Origin of the sequence: Streptomyces sp. NPDC044984 (assembly GCF_040646935.1) — a bacterium.
Lineage (GTDB): Bacteria > Actinomycetota > Actinomycetes > Streptomycetales > Streptomycetaceae > Streptomyces.
The window spans coordinates 133,707-150,733 of sequence record NZ_JBEZBE010000006.1; the positions used below are offsets into that span (position 1 = coordinate 133,707).

19 protein-coding genes are annotated in these 17,027 nt (G+C 72.2%); 9 read left to right on the forward strand and 10 right to left on the reverse strand.

The genetic code is table 11. The annotated features are described in order from the left end of the window. Positions 1-20: 20 nt before the first annotated feature. The gene (locus AB0A94_RS08790; protein ID WP_361741336.1) at positions 21-860 is read left to right on the forward strand and encodes a carbohydrate ABC transporter permease; all 840 of its coding nucleotides are present in this window, start codon (positions 21-23) and stop codon (positions 858-860) included. 29 nt (positions 861-889) lie between these two features. Then, the gene (locus tag AB0A94_RS08795) at positions 890-2,248 is read left to right on the forward strand and encodes a GH1 family beta-glucosidase (protein WP_361740957.1); all 1,359 of its coding nucleotides are present in this window, start codon (positions 890-892) and stop codon (positions 2,246-2,248) included. 65 nt (positions 2,249-2,313) lie between these two features. On the opposite strand, the gene AB0A94_RS08800 is transcribed toward AB0A94_RS08795, so the two are convergent. Together AB0A94_RS08800 and AB0A94_RS08805 are read right to left on the reverse strand one after the other, a co-directional pair. Next, positions 2,314-3,039, reverse strand: coding sequence for a DUF6250 domain-containing protein (locus AB0A94_RS08800; protein ID WP_361740960.1), 726 nt, complete (start codon positions 3,037-3,039; stop codon positions 2,314-2,316). After that, the gene (locus tag AB0A94_RS08805; RefSeq protein WP_361740963.1) at positions 3,036-4,931 is read right to left on the reverse strand and encodes a hypothetical protein; all 1,896 of its coding nucleotides are present in this window, start codon (positions 4,929-4,931) and stop codon (positions 3,036-3,038) included. Before AB0A94_RS08805 ends, AB0A94_RS08800 begins: the two co-directional genes overlap by 4 nt. A gap of 310 nt (positions 4,932-5,241) precedes the next feature. On the opposite strand from AB0A94_RS08805, the gene AB0A94_RS08810 reads away from it, so the two are divergent. Next, positions 5,242-6,249 carry a LacI family DNA-binding transcriptional regulator gene (locus tag AB0A94_RS08810; RefSeq protein ID WP_361740966.1) on the forward strand — a complete coding sequence of 336 codons (1,008 nt, stop codon included), beginning with the start codon at positions 5,242-5,244 and terminating at the stop codon, positions 6,247-6,249. A 31-nt stretch (positions 6,250-6,280) separates the two neighbouring features. Here AB0A94_RS08810 and AB0A94_RS08815 read toward each other — a convergent pair whose 3' ends face one another. The 6 genes from AB0A94_RS08815 to AB0A94_RS08840 all read right to left on the reverse strand — a co-directional run bounded on the left by AB0A94_RS08815 (position 6,281) and on the right by AB0A94_RS08840 (position 11,610). Then, positions 6,281-7,102 (reverse strand): carbohydrate ABC transporter permease, encoded by an 822-nt coding sequence (locus AB0A94_RS08815; protein ID WP_361740969.1) that lies wholly within the window; start codon positions 7,100-7,102, stop codon positions 6,281-6,283. Next, complete coding sequence (locus AB0A94_RS08820; RefSeq protein ID WP_361740972.1) at positions 7,099-7,992, reverse strand: sugar ABC transporter permease; 894 nt, start codon at positions 7,990-7,992, stop codon at positions 7,099-7,101. The genes AB0A94_RS08815 and AB0A94_RS08820 overlap by 4 nt, the downstream gene beginning before the upstream one ends. Further along, positions 7,967-9,265, reverse strand: coding sequence for an extracellular solute-binding protein (locus tag AB0A94_RS08825; RefSeq protein ID WP_361740975.1), 1,299 nt, complete (start codon positions 9,263-9,265; stop codon positions 7,967-7,969). The genes AB0A94_RS08820 and AB0A94_RS08825 overlap by 26 nt, the downstream gene beginning before the upstream one ends. 39 nt (positions 9,266-9,304) lie before the next feature. Further along, complete coding sequence (locus tag AB0A94_RS08830) at positions 9,305-10,396, reverse strand: LLM class flavin-dependent oxidoreductase (RefSeq protein ID WP_361740977.1); 1,092 nt, start codon at positions 10,394-10,396, stop codon at positions 9,305-9,307. Positions 10,397-10,577: 181 nt separating this feature from the next. Beyond that, on the reverse strand, positions 10,578-10,652 hold the full coding sequence (locus AB0A94_RS08835; protein WP_361741339.1) for a putative leader peptide: 75 nt from the start codon (positions 10,650-10,652) through the stop codon (positions 10,578-10,580). Positions 10,653-10,986: 334 nt separating this feature from the next. Beyond that, a complete protein-coding gene (locus AB0A94_RS08840) occupies positions 10,987-11,610 on the reverse strand; it encodes a TetR/AcrR family transcriptional regulator (protein ID WP_361740980.1) in 624 nt (207 codons plus the stop codon). 96 nt (positions 11,611-11,706) lie between these two features. On the opposite strand from AB0A94_RS08840, the gene AB0A94_RS08845 reads away from it, so the two are divergent. Together AB0A94_RS08845 and AB0A94_RS08850 are read left to right on the forward strand one after the other, a co-directional pair. Continuing rightward, positions 11,707-12,330: an NAD(P)H-dependent oxidoreductase gene (locus AB0A94_RS08845; RefSeq protein WP_361740983.1), complete on the forward strand. Its 624-nt coding sequence runs from the start codon at positions 11,707-11,709 to the stop codon at positions 12,328-12,330. After that, positions 12,327-13,721, forward strand: a complete 1,395-nt coding sequence (locus tag AB0A94_RS08850; RefSeq protein WP_361740986.1) for a DHA2 family efflux MFS transporter permease subunit — start codon at positions 12,327-12,329, stop codon at positions 13,719-13,721. The genes AB0A94_RS08845 and AB0A94_RS08850 overlap by 4 nt, the downstream gene beginning before the upstream one ends. A gap of 98 nt (positions 13,722-13,819) precedes the next feature. Here AB0A94_RS08850 and AB0A94_RS08855 read toward each other — a convergent pair whose 3' ends face one another. Next, entirely contained in the window at positions 13,820-14,098 is a 279-nt protein-coding gene (locus AB0A94_RS08855; protein WP_361740989.1) for a GlsB/YeaQ/YmgE family stress response membrane protein, read from the reverse strand. Positions 14,099-14,315: 217 nt separating this feature from the next. On the opposite strand from AB0A94_RS08855, the gene AB0A94_RS08860 reads away from it, so the two are divergent. The 4 genes from AB0A94_RS08860 to AB0A94_RS08875 all read left to right on the forward strand — a co-directional run bounded on the left by AB0A94_RS08860 (position 14,316) and on the right by AB0A94_RS08875 (position 16,641). Continuing rightward, complete coding sequence (locus AB0A94_RS08860) at positions 14,316-14,609, forward strand: metalloregulator ArsR/SmtB family transcription factor (protein WP_361740992.1); 294 nt, start codon at positions 14,316-14,318, stop codon at positions 14,607-14,609. Then, positions 14,606-14,992: a VOC family protein gene (locus tag AB0A94_RS08865; RefSeq protein WP_361740995.1), complete on the forward strand. Its 387-nt coding sequence runs from the start codon at positions 14,606-14,608 to the stop codon at positions 14,990-14,992. Before AB0A94_RS08860 ends, AB0A94_RS08865 begins: the two co-directional genes overlap by 4 nt. A gap of 503 nt (positions 14,993-15,495) precedes the next feature. After that, positions 15,496-15,912 (forward strand): hypothetical protein, encoded by a 417-nt coding sequence (locus AB0A94_RS08870; protein WP_361740998.1) that lies wholly within the window; start codon positions 15,496-15,498, stop codon positions 15,910-15,912. Between the two features lie 564 nt (positions 15,913-16,476). Next, entirely contained in the window at positions 16,477-16,641 is a 165-nt protein-coding gene (locus AB0A94_RS08875; protein WP_361741001.1) for a hypothetical protein, read from the forward strand. A 105-nt stretch (positions 16,642-16,746) separates the two neighbouring features. Here AB0A94_RS08875 and AB0A94_RS08880 read toward each other — a convergent pair whose 3' ends face one another. Continuing rightward, on the reverse strand, positions 16,747-16,956 hold the full coding sequence (locus tag AB0A94_RS08880) for a tautomerase family protein (RefSeq protein ID WP_361741004.1): 210 nt from the start codon (positions 16,954-16,956) through the stop codon (positions 16,747-16,749). Positions 16,957-17,027 lie beyond the last annotated feature (71 nt).

Genomic DNA, 17,027 nt, shown 5'->3' on the forward strand with positions numbered 1-17,027 from the left:
CGGCACCGGCCGCCTCCCCGATGGCCCCGCCCCGCTCCTTCCTGTGGACCCGGCGGATCTTCCTCACCCTGCTGACCGGCTTCGTGCTCGTCCCGGTCTACGTGATGGTCTCCAGCTCGCTGAAGCCGCTCGCCGACGTCACCGGCGCGTTCCGCTGGCTGCCCACCGAGCTGACGATCGACCCGTACATCGACATCTGGTCCACGGTCCCGCTGGGCCGCTACTTCGTGAACTCGCTGATCGTGGCGGGCGCCGCGACCGTCTGCTCGGTCGTCATCGCCGTGTTCTCCGCGTACGCCGTCAGCCGCTACTCCTTCCGCGGCAAGCGCGTCTTCACGGTGACCGTGCTGTCGACGCAGATGTTCCCGGGCATCCTGTTCCTCCTCCCGCTGTTCCTCATCTACGTCAACATCGGCAACGCCACCGGCATCGCCCTGTTCGGCTCCCGCGGCGGACTGATCCTGACGTACCTGACCTTCTCGCTGCCGTTCTCCATCTGGATGCTGATCGGCTACTTCGACTCGGTCCCGCGCGACCTCGACGAGGCGGCGATGGTGGACGGCTGCGGCCCGCTCGGCGCGCTCTTCCGCGTCGTCGTCCCGGCCGCGGTCCCCGGCATCGTCGCGGTCGCCGTCTACGCCTTCATGACCGCCTGGGGCGAGGTCCTCTTCGCCTCCGTGATGACCAACGACACCACCCGCACCCTGGCGGTCGGCCTCCAGGGCTACTCCACCCTCAACGACGTGTACTGGAACCAGATCATGGCCGCCTCCCTCGTGGTGAGCGTCCCCGTGGTCGCCGGCTTCCTGCTGCTGCAGCGCTACCTCGTCGCCGGGCTGACGGCAGGAGCCGTCAAGTGACCGACTTCCCCCCTCCCGAAAGGACTTCCGTGACCATCGACTACGCCGCCCTCCCCGACGACTTCCTGTGGGGCACGGCCACCTCGGCGTACCAGATCGAGGGGGCCGTGGCGGAGGACGGCCGTTCCCCGTCGATCTGGGACACCTTCTCGCACACCCCCGGCACCATCGCGGGCGGCGACCACGGCGACGTCGCCTGCGACCACTACCACCGCTGGCGCGAGGACATCGGCCTGATGCGCCGCCTCGGCACCAACGCCTACCGCCTGTCCGTCGCCTGGCCGCGCGTCGTACCGGGCGGCGACGGCCCGGTGAACGACAAGGGCCTGGACTTCTACGACCGGCTGATCGACGGCCTGCTCGAGGCCGGCATCACCCCGTCGGTCACCCTCTACCACTGGGACCTGCCGCAGACCCTCCAGGACCGCGGCGGCTGGCCCGAGCGCGACACCGCCGAGCACTTCGCCGCGTACGCCTCCGTCGTCGCCGAACGCCTCGGTGACCGCGTCACCCACTGGGCGACCCTCAACGAGCCCCTGTGCTCGGCCTGGATCGGCCACCTCGAGGGCAAGATGGCCCCCGGCCGGACGGACCTGACGGCGGCCGTCCGCGCCTCCTACCACCTCCTGCTGGGCCACGGCCTGGCCGCCCGCGCCATCCGCGCCGCGGCCCCGGACGCCCAGGTCGGCATCGTCAACAACCTCTCCACCATCCACGCCGCGAGCGACCGCCCCGAGGACCTGGCGGCCGCGGTCCGCATGGACGGCCACACCAACCGCTGGTGGCTCGACCCTGTCCACGGCCGGGGTTTCCCGGAGGACATGCGCGAGGTCTACGGCGTCGAACTCCCGGAGCGGCAGGGCGACCTGGAAACCATCGCCGCCCCGCTCGACTGGCTCGGCCTCAACTACTACTTCCCGCAGGTGGTGGCCGCCGACCCGGACGGCCCCGCCCCCCACGCCGCCTTCGTGCGCCGGGACGGGGTGCCGCGCACCGGCATGGACTGGGAGATCGACGCGAGCGGCATCGAGACGCTGCTGCTGCGCCTGACGAACGAGTACGGCGCCCGCAAGCTCTACGTCACCGAGAACGGCTCCGCCTTCCCCGACACCGTCCGCCCCGACGGCACCGTCGACGACCCGGAACGCCGGGACTACCTGACCCGCCACCTGGCCGCCTGCGCCGCCGCCGCCCGCAAGGGCGCCCCGCTGGCCGGCTACTTCGCCTGGTCCCTGCTGGACAACTTCGAGTGGGCGTACGGCTACGACAAGCGCTTCGGCCTCGTCCACGTCGACTACGCGACCCAGGCACGCACGATCAAGGGCTCCGGTCACCACTACGCGGACATCATCCGCGCACACGGAGACCTCGCGCGACGAGCGGCCTGACGTCGACCGGTGGGCGCGGACGGACAGTCCGCGCCCACCGGTGACGGCCGTACCGACCGGTCCGGTCAGCGCACGTGAGACTGCGCGCGCCACACCCGGAAGTCACTGATCCGGAAGTGGCTCCAGGTGGTCCGGAAGGCGAAGTGCCCGGCCGTGTACGGCTCCGGGTCCCGGTGGTCGAAGACGAGACGGCCGTTGTTCCACCAGCGGACGGTGGAGCCGGCGGAGACGATCCGGACGCGGTTCGGCTCGTTGGGGACGAGCAGCGGCTCGGTGTAGTCGTGGATCAGCGGGCGCACGCCCGCCTCACCGACGTACCGGCGCAACCGGGTCGTGGTGTTGGTGTTGGCGCCGTAACCGACGTAGTACGTCCGCAGGTGGTCGTACTCGGCCAGGGCACCGCCGCGGCGGGTGGCGAAGAGGTCGTGCGGGGAGCGGACGTCGGTGGCGTTCCAGAAGTTGTTGAGGTCCGAGACGCGGTCGTTGGCTCCGCCCTCGGCGACCGGCGTGGCGGTGTACTCCAGGACGTACGGCCCTTCCAGCCGCTGCCTGAACCAGACGGTCGCGCCGCTCGGCACGTCGATCTCCAGGACGCCGCGGGACGCGGTGACGGTGCCGCCGTCCTGGAGCTCGACGGCCCACCGGCGCAGTCCGTGACGGAAGTCGTCGCGGGCGAGAAGACGTCCGCGGCCGTGGTGGGCGGAGGACGCCCGTGCGGCGCCGGCCGGGGCGACGGTGGCCAGGGCGGCCCCGGCCGCGAGGGCGGCGAAGGTCCTGCGGGTGGTGGTCACGGAAGACGGCTCCCTTCGGGGGTCGTGAGGGCGGGCCTCGGGACCCGGCGGGTCTCCGTGCCGAGGTAGTAGTCGGTGTAGGTCGACTGGAGGTAGCCGCGCACGGTCCAGCCGAGGCGGTGGGCCGGGTTGTGCGCGAGGGTGTAGAGCCGGGTCGAGGTCGGCTCGGTGGTGGTGTACAGGCGCAGGGCCGTGTGGTCGGCCGTCTCGGCGAGGATCTCCTCGCGCCAGTCGCCGATCAGGTCCCCGTAGAACGGGGTGGCGTTGCGGGCACCGGAGACGACGCCGGAGGGGGCGAAGACCGTGGTGGCGGTCCCGGTGTCCGGGTCCCACTTCTCGACGTGGGTGAAGTCGAGGAGTTCGGCGGCCTTGTCACCGTCCCACCAGATGCGGAAGTTGACGCTGGGGGTGGTCGTGGCGACCTTGCCGTCGCGGACGTTGAAGACGCCCGCGCCGGGACGGGTGACGTCGGCGGTGGAGGTCCAGTACTCGTAGCCGGGGTGCCCGGGGTCGATGTCGGCGGCGTTGCCGCGGCCGACGTCCAGGTCGGCGTCGCTCACCGGGTCCGCCGGGTGCGCGCCGGTCGTGAGGCGCTCGCCGGTGGCCGCGTCGTAGTAGTACCAGGGGAAGTTCGACACGACGCCCAGTTCGGACTGCTGGATGGCGAAGCCCTCCAGGCCGGGGCGGGCGGGGTCGAGGTCGGCGATGTCGAAGCGGTCGCCGTGCCCGGCGCCGTCGATCACGTAGCGCGGTGTGCCGTCGTCGTCGACGACGTGGTTGCCGTCGGCGATCTCGTCCCGGCCGTCCCCGTCGAGGTCGACGGTGCGGACCTGGTGGAAGCTGCTCGCGCCGCTGTCGGCGGGCACCACGTACTTCCAGCGGCGGGTGAGGTCGGTGCCGTCGAAGTCCCAGGTCTGGAAGAGCGTGCGGAACGCGCCGCGCCGGGCGCCGACGCGGGTGACCAGCTTGGTGACCAGGCTGGGGTGTTCGCCGTCGAGGTACGCGATGCCGAAGTGGCCGCCGGAGGGGCCGTCGGCGGTGAAGTCGCCGGGCACCGGCTGCCGGGTGCGTTCGGCGCCGGTCGCCCCGTCGACGACGGAGACGAACTGGTCGGCGGGCGAGGCGGCGTGGACCCGGGAACCGTCGGCGAAGACGGTGCCGTCGGCGGTGTGCAGCAGCACCTCGGCGCGGCCGTCGCCGTCGAGGTCGTACACGGTGACGTTGTCGTCGTTGCGGTACCCGCCGATGGCCGTCGAACCGCTGATGGCGGCGGGCGCCGGGTCGTTGGCGCCGTTGCCGGGCGCCTGGGCGAGCGAGCCCGGCCCGAGGTCGACGCGCCACAGCCGTTCGCCGGTGAGCGCGTACGCCTCCAGCAGGTCGGTGCCGGAGCGGTCGGTGGACAGTCGGCTGACGACGAGTTCGTACCGTCCGTCGCCGTCGAGGTCGCCCGGCCAGGCGTGCTGGACGGTGTAGCCGTCGGCGGCGGCGAGCGGGATCTCGGCGTGCCCGTCGGGGAGTTCGAGCGCGGCGCGGCCCGCCCGGCGCTCCCGGCCGTCGACGACGGCCCGGACGGTGTAGGTGCCCTCGCCCCGGGTGCCGTCCAGGTAGGTCGTCGAGCGGGTGATCGGCGTGCGGTTCAGCCTGCGCCCGTTCTTGTACACGTTGAAGGCGATGTCGTCGCCCTCGTGTGCGTACTCGGTGCCGAGCAGGCGCCAGCTGAGGAAGGTCCCCTTGCCGGAGGGGACGGCGACCAGCCCCCGGTCGAGGTTCTCCACCACCCGGCGGGGGGTCGCCGCCGCGGGTGCGGCGTCGGCGGCGGGTGCGGCGAGCAGGCCCGCCAGCAGGGCGGCGGCGACGGTCGCGCCGGTTCTTCGACGGTGCGTCAGGTGCACGGCCGGTGCTCCTTCGTGAGGGTGGAGGACGGTTCCGGGAGGGATGCGAGGGGCGGACGGCGTGGGCCCGCCGTGAAGATCACCTGCGCTCACCCTGCCGCACCGTCCGCCGCTTCGGACCGTTCCGCCACAAGAGTGAAATGAAACGATCACAAACAAACGAAATCCAATGCTCGATCGTCGTGCGGGCGAGGCTGCTGCGGCAGCGCGGTACCCGCGGACCGCGCCGGCGCGTGAACACCTCGTGACAGCGCCCTCCTCGGCCCGCCTTCGGGTACCGGCCCGTCCTCCGTGGCCCTAACCTGACGCGATGCGCGCGATGACGGGGCTCAAGGAGGTGGCGGAGCGGGCCGGGGTGTCCATGCGGACCGTCTCCAACGTGGTCCGGGGCACCGGGCGCTTCTCGGAGGCGACGCGGGAGCGGGTGCTGCGCGCGGTGGAGGAGCTGGGCTACCGGCCCAACACGGCCGCCCGGCGGCTGCGCACCGGCCGCAGCGGGGTGCTGCTGCTGGCCGTGCCCGAACTGACCATGCCCTACTGGGCGGAACTGGCCGAGCACCTGCTGCGGGAGGCGGCGGCCCACGGCTGCACACTGCTCGTGGAGGTGACCGGCGGCCGTCCGGAGGCCGAACTGGAGATCGCGCTCGGCCGCACGGACCCGCTCGTCGACGGCATCATCCTCAGCCCGCTCGCCCTCGACGACCGGGCCGCCGTCCGCGCCCCGGACCCCGTACCGCTGGTGCTGCTCGGCGAACGCCTCCACGACCTGCCCTGCCCCCACATCACCGTCGACAACACCGGCGCGGCCCGGGAGGCGACCGCCCACCTGCTGGCCCGGGGCCGGCGCCGGATCGCGGTGGTCGGGCGGCAGAGCGCGCCGCACGCGGCGACCTCGGCCACCCGGCTGACCGGCCACCGCCAGGCCCTCGAAGCGGCGGGCCTCGCCTACGACGAGACGCTCGCCCCGCCCGTCGCCGCCTACCACCGGGCCGACGGAGCCGCCGCCGCGCACGCACTGCTCGACCTGCCCGAGCCGCCCGACGCGGTGCTCTGCTTCGCCGACACACTGGCCGAGGGCGTACTGCACGCGGCACGCGAGCGCGGCCTCTCGGTGCCCGGCGACCTCGCGGTCGTCGGCTTCGACGACATCGAGGCGGCCCGCTACACGGCGCCCCCGCTGACCACCGTGGCCCCGGACAAGCGGAAACTGGCCCGGCTCGCGGTGACCGCCCTGCTGGAGGTCGTCGACGGCGCCCGCGCGACCCGGCCGCGGGTGCTGCGGGCGGGACACCGGCTGGTGGTGCGGGAGAGCGGCTGACCCGTCCGCCCCGCGGTGGCCGCCGCCGTCCCTACCCCCGTACCGCCCCCGTCGTCAGACCCGCCACGAAGTGGCGCTGCAACAGGACGTAGACGACGACCACGGGGGCCGAGGCGATGACGACGCCCGCGAACAGCAGGGGGTACTGGGTGAGGAACTCCCCCTGGAAGTCGAGCAGTGCCAGCGGCAGCGTGCGGTGCTCCTGGGAGCGGATGAACAGCAGGGGGTAGAGCAGGTCGTTCCAGTCCATCACGAACAGGAAGATGCCGGTGGTGGCGAGGGCGGGGCGGGTCAGCGGCAGGGCGATCGAGCGGAACGCCCGCAAGGGTGAGGCCCCGTCCAGTTCGGCCGCCTCGTACAGCTCCTCGGGGATGGTGCGCAGGAAACCGCCCAGGACGAACACGGCCGTCGGCAGGGTCGTCACCGTGTCGACGAGGACCAGGCCGAGCAGGCCGTCGGTCAGCCCGAGGCGGTCGAAGAGGACGTACTGCGGGACGATCGCCGCCTGCGCGGGGACCGCGAGCCCGGCGACCAGGACGCCGAAGACGGCCCAGCCCACCCGGCCGGGCACGCGGGCGCAGAAGAACGCGGCCAGGCTCGCCACCACCAGGGTCAGCGTCACCGCGCCCGCCGTGACGACGGCGCTGTTGGCGAACGCGGAGCCGAGACCGCCCTCCTCCACCGCCCGCCGGTAGTTGTCCAGGGTCGGCGAGGACGGCGGGGCCAGCGGCGCGTCGAACAGCTGCGGCAGCGTCTTGAAGGTGCCGAACAGCACCACCAGCAGCGGCAGGACGACGACGGCGGCGCCCGCCGCCAGCGCGACCGCACGGAGGGTCCTGGCGGTCCTGGTCATCGGGTGGCCCTTCCGATCGCCCGTCGCTGCACCCAGGTGAGCAGCGCGATGAGCGCCATGAACACCAGGGACTGGGCGGCGGCGTAGCCGAACTGGTTGTTGGAGAACGTCGTGTAGACGCGGGTGGACAGGATGTCGAGGGCGGGGCCCGGCGGATTGCCCGCCAGGCCGAGGACGAGGTCGAACGCCTTGAACGACTGGACGGTGGTGTACGCGACGACGATGCCGGTGGCCGGGGCGACCAGCGGCCACGTCACGTACCGGAACCGGGCCAGGCGTCCGGCGCCGTCCAGCTCGGCCGCCTCGTACAGCTCCCTCGGTATCGCCTGGAGCCCGGCGATGAAGACCACCATCATCTGCCCGGCGTGGAACCACACCTGGGTCAGCGCCAGCCAGAACACCGCCGTGTCCGGGTCGCCCAGGTAGATCGACTGCAGGGAGTCCAGTCCGACCGCGCGCAGCGCGGAGTTGAACAGGCCGCCGTCGGGGTCGTAGACGAACCGCCACACGAAGGCGACCGAGACCGACGACAGGACCGTGGGCAGGAAGAAGACGGCCCGCAGCAGCGTCGACGCCCGCGTGGTGCGGACCAGCCAGAGGGCCAGCAGCAGGGCCAGGGCGGTCTGGGCGACGACGACGGTGAGGGTCAGCTTCAGGTTGTTCCCGGCGGCGTTCGCGAACGTGTCGTCACCGGTGGCGAGTTCGGTGAAGTTGCGCAGGCCGACATGGTCGTAGGTCACGCTGTAGCCGTCCCAGTCGGTCAGCGCGTACTGCACCGCCTGGAGGACCGGATAGGCGAAGAGGAACAGGTAGAGGGCGAGGGCGGGCACCGGGAAGAGCCACAGTGCCCGCGCCGTGCGCCGCCTACGACCGCTTCTGGTCGATGACACGCTGGGCCTCCTCGGCCGCCTGCTCCGGCTTCTTCCCCCCGACGACCGCCACGGTCGCGTTCTCCACGGCCGAGCGGATGTCGAGGTCGAGGAACTGGAAGCGCGGGGCGAGCAGCGTCTTCCTGGTCAGCCAGGGGGCGACGGCCTTGAGGTCGGCGTTGGTGTACTCCACGCCCTCGACGGTGACGTGCTGCCCGGTGCCGTCGGCGTAGGCGCCCGCGTTCTCCGGGTCGCTGAGGAACTCCAGGAAGGCGTAGGCGGCGGGCTGCACCGTCGAGGCGCTGTTGACGCCGAGGACGAAGGTGGTGTTGAAGACGCCCTCGTACTTCGCCTCCGCGGCGGTGGTGGTGATGGGGGCGACGAGATCGAAGGGGAACTTCGCGCCGAGCGCGCGCACGCCCGCCATCTGGAAGGAGCCGGTGGCCAGCAGACCCGCCCTGCCGGAGGCGAAGAGCCGGGTGACGGCGTCGGTGGAGGAACCGGTGGCACGCTCCTGGAGATAGGGCCGCAGGGCGGCGTACTGCTCCAGCGTGGTGAGGAACCAGTCGTCGGTGACCTTGGCGTCGCCGGACTCGATCCGGCTGAAGGCGTCGTCGCCCGGCGCGTTGTTCATCACCATCACGTTCAGCAGCTGACCCGCGTTGGCCGCGTCGCCGCCCGGCCAGGCGAGCGGGGTGTAGCCCTTGGCCAACAGGTCGTCCAGGAGCTGGAGGAAGCCGTCCCAGTCCTCGGGCGCGCCGGTGTGTCCGGCCTTGTCGAGGGCGTCGGTGTTGGCGAGCGGCATGTTGAAGACGAGCTGGTAGGGCAGGCCGTACTGGGTGCCGTCATGAGCGCCGGGGCCTATGAGGTTCTTCCGGTACCGGTCGACCACGCCGGTCCCGGTCAGCGGCGCGTACACCCCCGCCTTGACGATCTGCTCGAACTGCGCGCCCCGGAAGGCGGTGAACACGTCGCCGGTCCTCGAGCCCCGGATGCGGCGCAGGGCGGTGGACTGGTAGTCGGCGGACGGGGCGATGTCCTGCTCGACGCCCGCGTCCGGGTGCTTCTTCACGAACGCCTCGATCAGGTCGGCGAGCACCGCCTTGTCCTCGGCCCGCCAGTGCGCGAAGGAGACGGTGCCCTCCACGGTCCCGGAGGTGGCGAGGCCGGAGGGGGAGGCGCTGCTCGCGGTACCGGTGGAGCCGCCGGGTCCGGCGCAGGCGGCGAGGCCCAGGCCGAGGCCCGCGGCGCCGAACAGGCGGAGGGCGGACCTTCTGTCGAGGGAGCTGGTCATGGGGGAGTCCTTGTCTCGGGGAGGGGGTGTCGACGTGCGTCAGACGAGGGCGGGTTCGCGGGTCAGCAGGGGCCGGACGCACTCGCCGAACCTGATGGCCTCCTCCAGGTGCGGCTGTCCGGAGAGGACGAAGTGCTCGATGCCGAGGGCCGCGTACTCCTCGATCCGCTCGGCGACCTGCTCGTGGCTGCCGACGAGCGCGGTGCCCGCGCCGGGGCGGACCAGGCCGAAGCCGGCCCACAGGTTGGGGTGGATCTCCAGGCGGTCGGTGCGTCCGCCGCTCAGCGCGGCCATCGCCCGCTGCCCCGCCGACTCCGAGCGGCTGAAGCGCTCGTGGGCGGCCCGGATCGAGGCCGGGTCGAGGGCGTCCAGGATGCGGTCGGCCTCCGCCCACGCCTCGGCCGCGGTGTCCCGGCTGATGACGTGCAGCCGGATGCCGTAGGAGAGTTCGCGGCCTTCCGCGGCGGCGAGATCACGCACCCGGGCGATCTTCCGCGCGACGGCGGCCGGGGGCTCGCCCCAGGTGAGGTAGGTGTCGGCGTACCGGGCGGCGACCGGCAGGGCGGCCTCGGAGGAGCCGCCGAAGAAGACCGGGGGCCGGGTCAGCGGAGGCCGGCGCAGGCGCCCGCCCGCGACCCGGTAGTGGGCGCCCTCGAAGTCGTACTCCCCTCCGCTCCAGGCGGTGTGCAACAGGTGCAGGAACTCGCCGGTGCGGGCGTAGCGCTCGTCGTGGGCGAGGAAGTCGCCGTAGGAGCGCTGCTCGTCGGCGTCGGACCCGGTGACGACGTTGAGGAACAGGCGTCCGCCGGACAGCCGTTGGTAGGTGGCGGTCATCTGGGCGGCGAGCGGGGGCGCGATGACGCCGGGACGGAAGGCGACCAGGAACTTCAGCCGGTTGGTCTGCGGGATCAGGGCGGCCGTGGTCAGCCAGGAGTCCTCGCAGTCGCTGCCGGTCGGGGTCAGCACCGCCTCGAACCCGGCGGACTCGGCGGCGCGGGCGACCTGGGCGAGGTAGTCGAGGGTGGGCGGGCGGGTGGTGGCGCGGGACTGGAGGGAGTCGCGGGCGGTCACGCCCACCACGTCGCGGTCGTCACCGGTGGTGGGCAGGAACCAGTGCAGGCGCACGGTCATGAGATCTCCAAGGGGGTTCCGGATGCCGGAAGTTGGAGTGGAAAAAGGGGTGGGGAAGGCCCCGGCGGTCACGGACGGACGACAGCTGCGGCGTGGATGCAACGTTGAACCACACCGGCCGCACCGGGAATGAGCGAAACCGGGAGAACGGGGGAGAGGAGCCCCTGAAGGGCGCGCGGAATCAGCTACAGAGCGCTGCGGCGACCCTGAGCAGGTCGATGTGCGCGCGCTTGACGAGCTCGACGCCGGATTCCATGGGCCGGGACTATACACACCGCGGGTGACGGGTGGGGCTCAGGTCCCACGGACTGGACAACAGGGCGGGCTCGGACGGATGTTGTCCCGTGACAGGAGTGTGTCCTCGTGTTGCGCACGTGTTGCCGACGGGCGTTTCTCCCCGCCCGGTCCGCGACGGCGTCGGCGGGCACCGCACCGGGGCTCCTCCACGATCCCGACGGTGAGATCGGTGCCGGGGCGGTTCGGCCCCGGCCGTCCCGGCCGTCCCGACGGCCGGGTCCGGGTCCGGGCCCGCGCCCCGGCCCGACCGGTTCGGCGTCGCGGTCCCGGCTTCGCGCCGCACGGGCGCGGCCTCAGCGTCGTTCGTACCCCCGCAGGAACGCGCGCACCCCGGACGCGATCAGTTCGTCCCGCTCCCCGTCCGGAATGGCCAGGCCCCCCTGGTAGGTGCGGTCACTGATCTCGCCGGCGGTCAGCTGCAGGAAGTGGCTTGCGGCGCGCTCCGGGTCCGGGGCGTCGAGCAGGCCGTCCTCGGCCAGTTCGCGGAAGCGGTCCGCCACCCCCTTGAGGGCGCGGTCGGGACCGGCGGCACGCCAGGCGTCCAGGAACTCCCGCGGGACGTGGCCCACCTCGGCCCGCAACTGCCGCACGACGGCGAAGTGGTCGTGGTGCCGGTGCATCGGCGCCAGCCAGGCGTGCGCGAAGCCGATGAGGTCGGCCTCCAGGTCCGTGACCTTGTGGAGTCGCCGGTCGACGGCGTCCAGATGGGACCGCACGACCTCCTCCGAGCCCTCCACGACGACGACGCGGAAGAGCTGCGCCTTCCCTTCCGGGAAGTGGTTGTAGATCGTGCGGGTGGAGACCCCGGCCTCCTTGGCGATGGAGTCCATGCCGGCGCGGGTGTAGCCGTCGCGTCCGAAGACGCGGCGCGCTCCCCGCACGATCGCCTGCCGCTTCTCCGCCAGCCCTTGTCTCACGCGTCCTGCCCCTTCCTGTCACCGGCCACGGTATCCGGGCCGGAGTGATTACAACGCTCGTTGCATTCATTGCCATGGTCGTTGTAGTTTCTCGGCATGACCAACTCATCGGCTTCCTCTCCGCGTTCGCACGCCTCCTCCACCGCGACCGATGCCCCCCTGCGCGTCGCCGTCCTGATCGGCTCGACCCGCGAGGGCCGCTTCGCCCCGGTCGTCGCCGACTGGTTCCTGCGGTTCGCCGCCCAGTACGACGACCTCGAACTGGACCCCGTCGACCTGGCCGAGCACCCCCTGCCCGACGTCGTCTCCCCCGCGGCCCACCCGGAGGCCGCCGAGGTCACGGAGCGTCTGGCGGCGGCCGACGCCTTCGTCGTGATCACCCCCGAGTACAACCACAGCTTCCCCGCGCCCCTGAAGAACGCCATCGACCTGCACTACACCCAGTGGCAGGCCAAGCCGGTCGGCTTCGTGTCCTACGGGGGCCTGGCCGGCGGGCTGCGCGCGGTCGAGCAACTGCGGCTGGTCTTCGCCGAACTGCACGCCGTCACGGTGCGGGACACGGTGAGCTTCCACAACGCGTGGGAGAACTTCGCCGAGGACGGCTCACTGCTGCGGCCCGAGGTGCCCGAAGGGGCGGGCAAGGCGATGCTGGACCAGCTGGGCTGGTGGGGGCGGACGCTGCGGGCCGGGCGTGCCCACGCCCCGTACGGGGAGCGATGAGCACCGCCCTCCCGGCACGGACCGGGGGAGGCGGGGGTCCGTCCCTGCCCGCCGTCCCCCGGCACGTCCTGGCCCTCGCGGGCGTCGTGGTGCTCGGTTCGTTCATGACGGTGCTCGACATGACCATCGTCAACGTCGCCCTGGACCATCTGGCGCGCGCCTTCGACGCGCCCCTGTCCGTCGTCCAGTGGACGGTGACCGGCTACTCGCTGGCGCTGGCGACCGTCATCCCGGTCACCGCGTGGGCGGTGGGCCGGTACGGCGCCAAGCGGGTCTTCCTCACCGCCGTCGCGCTCTTCACCCTCGGCTCGGGGCTCACCGGCCTGGCGTGGAACGCGGGTTCACTGATCGTGTTCCGCGTGGTGCAGGGACTCGGCGGCGGCATGATCGTGCCCGTCGCGATGACGGTCGTCCTGCGCGCCGCCCCGCCGGAACGCAAGGGCACGATGATGGGCATCCTCGGCATCCCGGTCCTCGTCGGCCCGATGGCGGGTCCGGTCCTCGGCGGCGTCCTCACCGACGCGCTGTCCTGGCGCTGGATCTTCTTCGTCAACGTCCCGGTCGGCGCCCTCGCCCTGCTGCTCGGCGCCCGGGTCATGCGTGACGACGACGAGCGGACCGGCCGCCCGCTGGACCTGGCCGGACTGCTGACCCTCTCCCCGGGCCTGGCGGCCCTGCTGTACGGGCTGACGCTGGGCGGCGAACGCGGCGGCTTCGGCACTCCGGGGGCGGCCGTCCCGGTCGTCGTCGGCACGGCGCTGGTGGCCGCCTTCACCGTGCGGGCGCTGCGGGCGGACCACCCCCTGCTCGACCTGCGACTGCTGCGGAGGGCGTCGGTCGGCCGTGCGGTGGCGACCATGGTGCCGTTCTCGGCCGCGTACTTCGGCTCGATGATGCTCGTACCGCTGTACTGGCAGCAGGAGCGCGGTCTGTCCGCCACACAGGCCGGGCTGCTGATGGTTCCCCAGTTCCTCTGCAGCGGCACGGTGATGCAGATCTCCAGCCGGATCTCGGACCGTGTGGCGCCGCGCGCGATCGTCGTCCCCGGCGTCCTGGTCGCCGTCGCGGGCTTCCTCGCCTTCGCCGTCCAGGCCGGCTCCGACGCCCCGTACTGGCGCCTGGTCGCCTCCCTCGCCGTCATGGGCACGGGGGTCGGCATGACGAACATGCCCGTCATGGCCTCCGCCACGCGCGGCCTCACGGGCACCGAGGTGGCCGCCGGCAGCACCGCGCTGAACATCGTCTCCCAGGCGGCGGCGTCCGCCGGCACGGCGCTGGTGGCTTCGCTGCTGACGGCGACGGACGGATTCCGTACGACGCTGCTGTGCGGGGCGGTCCTGATGGCGCTGGCGCTGCCGATGGCGACGCGCCTGCCGGAGCGCCGGCCGTGAACGCGGACGCCGGGCGGCCGGACTCCCGGACCTGAAAGGGAAGAACGGCTCCTCGTCGCCCGGGACGAGGAGCCGTTCCATGCGGTGCGGGCGCCGGGTCAGGCGTGGCGGTGGGAGTGGCGGTCGCCGGTGACCAGGCGGTAGAGGACGAGGAGGATGACGGAGCCGACGATGGCGGCGATCCAGGTGGACAGGTCGAAGAAGCCGTCGATGGAGTCGACACCGAAGATCACCTTGCCGAGCCAGCCACCGAGAAGGCCGCCCGCGATGCCTATGAGCATCGTGATGATGACGCCGCCGGGATCCTTGCCCGGCATCAGGGCCTTGGCGATGAAGCCCGCGAGCAGGCCGATGAGGATCCACGCGATGATGCCCATGAACAGGTCTCCTACCTCGTCGTATAAAGCTTCTGTCAGTGCACCGTCTTTACCGTCGGGCCACTTCCAAACACTGTGCGCGCGACCACCTGTCGGGCCGGTGGGGGACGGGCGGCCGTCCGCCGGTGAGGGGATCGGGCCGCACCCGCCTCCACCGCGCTCGGGGTTACGGCCCCCGTCTTGATAGGCAAGTCGCCACTTGCCTATGCTGGTGGTCGTGGAAGAGGATGTCTTCAAGGCGCTGGCCGACCCCACCCGCCGCCGCATCCTCGACGAGCTGGTGGAACGGGACGGCCAGACCCTGTTCGAGATATGCGCGCGGCTGGTGACCAAGCACGGCCTGGGACTGTCCCGTCAGGCGATCAGCCAGCACCTGGCCGTACTGGAGTCCGCGGGCCTGGTCGTCTCCAGGCGCCAGGGCCGCTACAAGTTCCACGACCTGAACACCGAACCCCTCGAGCACATCGTCACCCGATGGCTCAGGCCCGACCCCCCGGAGGGCACCCCATGAGGATCCACCTCACCAGCGTCTTCGTCGACGACCAGGAGAAGGCCCTGCGCTTCTACACCGACGTACTGGGCTTCGCGAAGAAGAACGACGTCCCGATGGGCGCGGACCGGTGGCTGACCGTGGTCTCGCCGGAGGACCCCGACGGGACGGAACTGCTGCTCGAGCCCTCCGGCCATCCCGCGGTGCGGCCGTACAGGGCTGCGCTGGTCCAGGACGGCATCCCGGCCGCCTCCTTCGCCGTGGACGACGTACGGGCGGAGTTCGACCGGCTGCGCGGGCTCGGGGTGCGCTTCACCCAGGAGCCGCTGGAGATGGGCCCGGTCACCACCGCGGTGCTGGACGACACCTGCGGCAACCTGATCCAGATCGCCCACAGCGAATAAGGCGCCGGCCGGGAACTCGGCTGCCCGGAAGCCGGGACGCTGCGAGGCTTCCGCCGTGCCCGCCTTCTCGCGTCACACCGGACGGCCGGTGTCATGGTGCTTTCCTCCCCGCTCCGGCTCCGGCTGCTTCCCGACGCCGTCCCCCTCGCGGCCCCGGGCGTCTGGGACGCTGTCCGCTACTCCCACCCGCCGGAGCGGATACCGAAGCACATCGGTGTCGACGGAGTGGACGCCCGGACGGACCGGTCGATCGGCGGCGCGTTCGTCCGGGTCCTCGTGATGCACGGGCGTGACGGTGCCGATGACCGGCTGCGCCGAGTTGACCCTGTGCATGGCACCATGCGATGAACTGCTGGACACGAACAGGCCGTCGTTCGCCACCGGGTCGTCCTCGTCCGTGCTCGACGGACCCCACAGTCGTGCATCGGCACGCCGGATCGCCCGAGCCCTGTTGCCGTTCCACACGTCTACCGGCCTCACCGTCCCCGCGCGAGGAGTTCACCGTGCCGCCCCGTTTCCAGACCGCCCGCTTCCACGTCGGGTCAGGTCCCGACTCCCTCTTCACGCGGGTCCGGTACGTCCTGGACGAACCGGTGCGGCTGAGAGCCCGCGGCGCACACGTGACCGAACGGCTGGAGCAGCGAGGCGCACCCCTGGAAACGCTGACCCGCTTCGACCCGGGAAGCTGGGAGCTGGTCTCCGCCGAGGTGCGCACGGACACCGGGAAGTGGGTGAAGTCGACCTGGCGGGTGCGGGCCGACGAGCGGAGCTGGTGGGTGGTGATCGGACTGGGCGACGCGCTCGTCACCGTGATCGACGTGGACCCGCGACGCCGGGGCATGGGGGAGGACATCGTCACCGGAGGGCCCCTGTACGCACAGGTCGATGCCGTCAACATGGAGCTCATGCGCGGTACGTGAGAGGCGCACCGCCTTCCCCGGCGTCCGGACCGCACCGGTTCCCGGTACCGCCCGGGGCCTTCACGCGTCGCGGGAGACGGCCGGTGCACGAGTGAGCGACGAGGGGAACCGCTACGAGCCGGTACGTTCCGTGGGTGCCGGTGCGCCTCGGTGCGAGAAGGACACGTACCGGAGCCGCCCGTGCAAGGGCACCGGCCGCTTCGACGCCCGACGCCGGGGTGCTCGTACGGGCCGGTGCCGCTCGGCGAACAGGCGCGCGACGAGCTCCCCCGGCTGGGGACCTCCGTCTTGCCGAAGACGGCTTTGAGGCGGTCGCGCACGCACCCGGAGCCGTACATGTCCGGGACTCCGAGGAGGAGGACGGAGCGACGCTGAGGTTCGAGCCCGTGGTGGGGGACCGGTTCCTCGGAACCGTCGTTCCGCGGATCCGACCCGGACCGCTCCCTCACGGTGCCGACGGCGCGCGGGGCGTCCGGAGCCGCCGGCACGGAGGCCCGCCGTCACCCGGCCCCGGAACGAAGGCGGTACGGCATGTTCCGCTGTGGGGGACGGAACAGCGCCGACATGTCGAAGGGGACGTGCTCGACGCTTGTCATCGTCCTTCCGGCCCGGAGCCTGTTCGCCTTCCCGTGGTTCGACCAGGGCCGCGGCATCGCGGAGGCGTACACGGCAGTCATCACGTACGGGGTGCCGGAAGGGCTGGAACCCCTGCCGGCTCGTCACGGCTGAGGACCTGCCGGGCAGGTGCCGTCGGCTACGGGACGCGGGCCCGTACCCCCAAGGGCTCCGTTCACCGGTGGGCGCGGACATCGTCCGCGCCCACCGGTGCCGGCGTCAGGCGTCGCCGTCGAGCATGGCGGCGGTGAGGACGTCGCCGGCCACTCCCCAGCCCCCGTCGACGACCTCGTCGACGAGCACGACGGTGGTGGCACGGGCCCGCTCACCGTAGATCTCCGCATACAGATCGGTGGTGCGCTCGACGATCTTCTTCTTGTCCTCGGCGGTGACGGTGCCCGCGGGGACCTTGAAGTTGGCGAAAGGCATGGCTGTCCCTGAGTGGTCGGCGGTCCGGAAGGACCGGGCGTGGCTCACAACGACGGCAGGGCCGCCCCGGT